A 5,165-nucleotide genomic window follows, 5' to 3' on the forward strand; every position below is an offset into this window, starting at 1 on the left:
CTGCCACCGCAGTAGGGCAGTCTATTCTCGGACAGCCTCCTGGTGTAAATCTATAATGAATTCTATAAATATAACAGCTTGTTTTAAATAATATGAAATTTATTAACAGCCAACTGTTAATAGCAGTTAAAGTCATTTATTCTCGGTTTTCCGATTTAAACTGAACGACCAACTGCTTCAAATTTTCAAGAACTACTCTACAACCGCTGTTTTTTAAACATCATTATTTCTCAACAAACGCCCTTTCAATCACGTAATCAGCCACGTCTCCGGTATGGGCCGATGCCGTGAAGCCGAGGTTATCGAGAATGTCACAGGTATCATTAAGCATGGCCTGACTACCGCAGATCATGGCTTTATCAGTTTGCGGGTTCAGTGGTGGCAGGTCCAGGTCATTGCACAGCTGACCACTGGTAATCAGATCCGTCAGCCGACCGGTATTCCTGAATAGCTCACGGGTTACGGTTGGGTAGTAGATCAGCTTCTGGCGAATCTCCTCTCCCAGGTATTCATGATCAGGCAGCTCATCCAGCAGGTAGTCGTGATACGCCAGCTCACTGACGTAACGGACACCATGGACCAGAATGACCTTCTCAAACCGCTCATAGGTTTCAGGATCTTTGATAATACTCATAAATGGCGCAAGACCTGTACCGGTGGCAAACAGGAACAGGTTCTGGGCCGGCTTCAAATCACCCACCACCAGGGTACCCACCGGCTTGCGGCTGACCAGCACGGAATCCCCCTGCTTTAAATGCTGGAGCCTGGAAGTCAAAGGCCCATCAGGCACCTTGATACTGAGGAACTCCAGGTGCTCCTCATAGTTGGCACTGGCGATACTGTATGCCCGCATCAACGGTTTCCCCTCTACTTCAAGGCCGAGCATGACAAAGTGGCCATTATGAAATCTGAGCGATGGGTCACGGGTGGTGGTGAAGCTGAACAAAGTATCATTCCAATGCTTCACGGTTAACACGGTTTCTTGATTAAATGCTGACATACTTTGCTTCTTTTTCGTTGTGTACATCCTGACCAGAGATAACTTCGGAATCCATTTCCGAGGGTGGAGCCAAGTCCTGTTTATCAACGACCTTAAAACCAAGGCTAACTGTAGCAAAATTTGGTCAAAAATGCTGGACTCGGTCTCTATTTACAGGAGATGAGCCTGAATGACAAACAAAAAAGGGAGATCCACAAAAGCAGATCCCCCTGTTTCAAACCGGTGTAAAAACCAATGGCACTGACTTAAGCTTAAAAGCCCCGTAAACAGGGACATTGATAAAGGTTGATAGATTTGAATTTGAACCACAAAGACACAAAGAAAAGATTTCTTTTTTTTTCCTTTGTGTCTTAGTGGTGAAAGTCTTTTAACTAACTATGACAAGGCTTTCACGCTTAAGTCAGTGCCATTGGTGTAAAAACTCAAGCCAGGGCTGCTTTCGCCTTTTCCACCAGCTGGCCAAAAATCGCCTTGTCGTGAACGGCCAGATCAGCCAGAACCTTACGGTCGATTTCGATAGCCGCTTTCTTCATACCAGCGATGAAACGGCTGTAAGACAGTCCATTCATGCGTGCACCGGCATTGATACGGGCAATCCACAGAGCGCGGAACTGACGCTTACGCTGACGACGGTCGCGGTAAGCATACTGACCAGCTTTGGTGACTGCCTGCTTGGCTACACGAAATACACGTGAACGTGCACCGTAGTAACCTTTAGCCAGCTTCAGAATTTTCTTGTGACGACGTCGTGCAATGACGCCACGCTTGACACGTGCCATGAGTTATCTCTCCTGAAAAATGAGCAAAAAAGCGATCAATCGCGCAGCATACGCTCAACGAGACCATGATCCGCTGGAGATACCAGTGAGGTACCACGCAGCTGACGCTTACGCTTGGTGGTCATCTTGGTCAGGATGTGACTCTTGAAGGCACCTTTACGCTTGTAACCGGAAGCGGTTTTCTTGAAACGCTTCGCGGCTCCACTGTTGGTTTTCATCTTTGGCATGAAAAACACTCCGCATTCGCGACCACTGATCTGCGAAACCAGCGTCGGGACAATTAAAAGTATTGCCTGGAACAACCGGAGTCATCACAGGCACGAAGCAAATAAGAAAAAATGGCCAGGCTCCAAACCCTCAACGGGCACCAAACCCAAACGCCGTTTTTTTAATTACTTCTTCTTTTTAGGGGCAATCACCATGATCAGTTGACGGCCTTCCATTTTTGGATGCTGTTCAACGGTTCCGATCTCTTCCAGGTCTTTTTCAACCCGTCTCATCAGTTCCATGCCCAGCTCCTGGTGAGCCATCTCACGACCACGAAAACGAAGGGAGACCTTCGCCTTGTTACCCTCCGTAAGGAAACGTACCAGGTTGCGCAGTTTTACCTGATAATCCCCTTCTTCGGTACCCGGGCGAAACTTGATTTCTTTCACCTGGATCAAAGTCTGTTTTTTCTTGGCCGCCGCCTTTTGCTTTTTCGATTCGTACTGGTGCTTACCATAATCCAGGATCTTGCAAACCGGCGGCTCACTGGTCGCATTGATCTCAACCAGATCCAGCCCCGCTTCCTCGGCCATGCTTAACGCATCACGTATATCAACTACACCGACCTGTTCTCCGTCGGCCCCAATGAGGCGGACCTCTTTTGCACGGATATTTTCATTAATCGGAGCCTTTACCGGGCGGCGATCACGGAAGCTGTTGCGTCTGATGGTTGTATCTCCTGTGTAAGCAACTTGGCAAGTTCCCGGGCTGCCGGACCATCAGGCAACCTGGAACCATTTTCTCGAAGTGAACAGTCAGCGGTATCCGCTGCTCAGGCAGTGCGGCCACACTTCAGTACCTCTGCCTGCAGGCGCTCCCGGAACGCTTCGATGGACATAACGCCCAGATCTTCACCGGTGCGGGTACGGACCGCAACGGTATTGTCTTCCATTTCCTTATCACCGATCACCAGCAGATAAGGAATCTTCATTAAGGTATGCTCGCGGATTTTAAAGCCGATCTTCTCGTTTCTCAAGTCCGCTTTTATCCTGATCCCCTGTTCAGACAGGTTTTTTTCCAACTTTCTGGCGTAATCTGTCTGACGATCAGTGATGTTGAGGATAGCAGCCTGCACAGGAGCCAACCAAACCGGCATGGCACCTTCATAATGCTCGATCAGAATACCAATGAAGCGCTCGAAGGAGCCCAGGGTTGCGCGGTGCAGCATCACCGGCGTTTGGCGTTCTCCGTGCTCGTCAACATATTCCGCACCCAGTCGCCCCGGCATGGAGAAATCTACCTGTATGGTGCCACATTGCCACACCCGGCCAATACAGTCTTTCAGGGAAAATTCGATCTTCGGCCCGTAGAAAGCACCTTCACCGGGCAATTCGTCCCAGGGGAGCTGCTGGGCATCCAGGGCTTCAGCCAGGGCTTTTTCGGCCTTGTCCCAGATTTCATCGGAACCTACCCGCTTTTCCGGGCGGGTGGATAGTTTGTAAATCAGGTTTTCACGTTCAAAACCAAAATCATCGTAAACGCTGTGCAGGAAGTCGATGAACTCACAGACTTCTGACTGAATCTGATCTTCCGTGGCAAAAATATGGGCATCGTCCTGGACAAAGCCGCGCACCCGCATCAGGCCATGGAGGGAACCGGAAGGCTCATTACGGTGGCAGGAGCCGAATTCAGCCAGTCGCAGCGGCAGATCACGGTAGCTCTTCAGGCCCTGGTTAAAGACCTGTACGTGACAGGGGCAGTTCATGGGCTTGATGGCCATGTCCCTGTTTTCAGAATGGGTGGTAAACATGCCGTCGGCGTATTTATCCCAGTGACCGGACTTCTCCCACAGGCTGCGATCCACCAGCTGGGGGGTCTTGATCTCCTGATAACCGGCCTGGCGCTGTTTGTTGCGCATGTACTGTTCCAGTTCCTGGTAGATCACCCAGCCATTCGGATGCCAGAACACCATGCCTGGCGCCTCTTCCTGCATATGGAACAGGTCGAGTTTCCTGGCCAGTTTACGGTGGTCGCGCTTTTCCGCCTCTTCCAGACGGTGCAGGTAGGCCTTAAGGGCTTTCTTGTCTTCCCAGGCAGTACCGTAGACGCGGGTGAGCATTTCATTATTGGAGTCACCCCGCCAGTAGGCCCCGGCAACCCGCATCAATTTGAACGCTTTCAACTTACCGGTGGAAGGCACGTGTGGGCCGCGGCAGAGGTCCATCCACTCACCCTGGCGGTACACAGAGATCTCTTCACTGGCGGGCAGGTCGTTGATGATCTCAACCTTGTACTCTTCACCCAAGGCTTTAAAGGCACTGACGGCTTCTTCACGACTCATCACCACGCGCTCGATAGCGAGATCCTGTCTGGCCAGCTCTTCCATGCGTTTTTCAATTTTGGACAAATCGTCCATATTGAAAGCCCGCTCATAAGAAAAGTCGTAATAAAAGCCATTTTCAATCACTGGCCCGATGGTCACCTGGGCACCGGGAAACAGGTCCTGCACGGCCATCGCCAGCAGGTGCGCGGTAGAGTGACGAATAACATCCACACCCTCTTGATCACGGGTGGTAATGATGGATAAATCAGCATCTTCGGCAATTTTGGCGCTGGCATCCACCAGTTCACCATTGACGCGGCCGGCGAGGGTCGCCCTGGCCAGCCCCGGACCAATGTCCCGGGCGACTTCCATTACGGATACGGCATCCGCAAACTCGCGCTTGCTGCCATCGGGAAGCGTAATAACAGGCATGAAGGAGTCCTTACATTGTTTTCACTGTACTCAGTGGCAACCCGTACCGAAGGCTGCTTGTTCTATGGCTCTTGCCAACCCATACGCCGGGCTGAGAACCAGAAACCAGTGGCAATCCATACCAGGAATTGCATGAATTTTCTCAACGTTCATCAGGAACGATATTTTGAAAAACATTTTCGTAATACAGGGGGAGAAAATTGCAGGTTTAGCACAATATAATTTTCCAGATAATACTTTGCTGTCAAGTGAACCATCAATCCCGCTTAACGAATATTGCGGCAAGGCTTATTTTGTCCATATGAAGATAGTCCATACACAGATCCGGGCTACTCCCTGAAAATGAATTGCCCGGAACAATTTCAAGCAGTGCGGGTTGTAAGAGCCCGGGCAACGGTTCCCGGGCAATTCAACAGGGTTTGTC

Annotated in this window: 5 protein-coding genes; all 5 read right to left on the bottom strand. The window is 50.4% G+C overall.

All coding sequences use genetic code 11. The features are described from left to right. Nucleotides 1-223: 223 nt before the first annotated feature. Entirely contained in the window at nt 224-1,000 is a 777-nt protein-coding gene (locus KDK14_RS01635; RefSeq protein WP_257263273.1) for a ferredoxin--NADP reductase, read from the bottom strand. Nucleotides 1,001-1,422: 422 nt separating this feature from the next. Continuing rightward, entirely contained in the window at nt 1,423-1,779 is a 357-nt protein-coding gene (gene rplT / locus KDK14_RS01640; RefSeq protein WP_257263274.1) for a 50S ribosomal protein L20, read from the bottom strand. A gap of 35 nt (nt 1,780-1,814) precedes the next feature. Continuing rightward, nucleotides 1,815-2,006 carry a 50S ribosomal protein L35 gene (rpmI, locus tag KDK14_RS01645; RefSeq protein WP_257263275.1) on the bottom strand — a complete coding sequence of 64 codons (192 nt, stop codon included), beginning with the start codon at nt 2,004-2,006 and terminating at the stop codon, nt 1,815-1,817. Between the two features lie 165 nt (nt 2,007-2,171). Beyond that, nucleotides 2,172-2,714 carry a translation initiation factor IF-3 gene (infC, locus tag KDK14_RS01650; RefSeq protein WP_257263277.1) on the bottom strand — a complete coding sequence of 181 codons (543 nt, stop codon included), beginning with the start codon at nt 2,712-2,714 and terminating at the stop codon, nt 2,172-2,174. Nucleotides 2,715-2,818: 104 nt separating this feature from the next. Then, a complete protein-coding gene (gene thrS / locus KDK14_RS01655) occupies nt 2,819-4,741 on the bottom strand; it encodes a threonine--tRNA ligase (RefSeq protein WP_257263276.1) in 1,923 nt (640 codons plus the stop codon). Nucleotides 4,742-5,165 lie beyond the last annotated feature (424 nt).

It is taken from the genome of Endozoicomonas sp. ONNA2, from assembly GCF_024606365.1.
Taxonomy (GTDB): Bacteria; Pseudomonadota; Gammaproteobacteria; order Pseudomonadales; family Endozoicomonadaceae; genus Endozoicomonas.

What these genes read in the sequence shown, in the direction of transcription:
- KDK14_RS01635 (WP_257263273.1), bottom strand. Translation starts at nt 1,000, where the DNA reads ATGTCAGCATTTAATCAAGAAACCGTGTTAACCGTGAAGCATTGGAAT.
- rplT (WP_257263274.1), bottom strand. Translation starts at nt 1,779, where the DNA reads ATGGCACGTGTCAAGCGTGGCGTCATTGCACGACGTCGTCACAAGAAA.
- rpmI (WP_257263275.1), bottom strand. Translation starts at nt 2,006, where the DNA reads ATGCCAAAGATGAAAACCAACAGTGGAGCCGCGAAGCGTTTCAAGAAA.
- thrS (WP_257263276.1), bottom strand. Translation starts at nt 4,741, where the DNA reads ATGCCTGTTATTACGCTTCCCGATGGCAGCAAGCGCGAGTTTGCGGAT.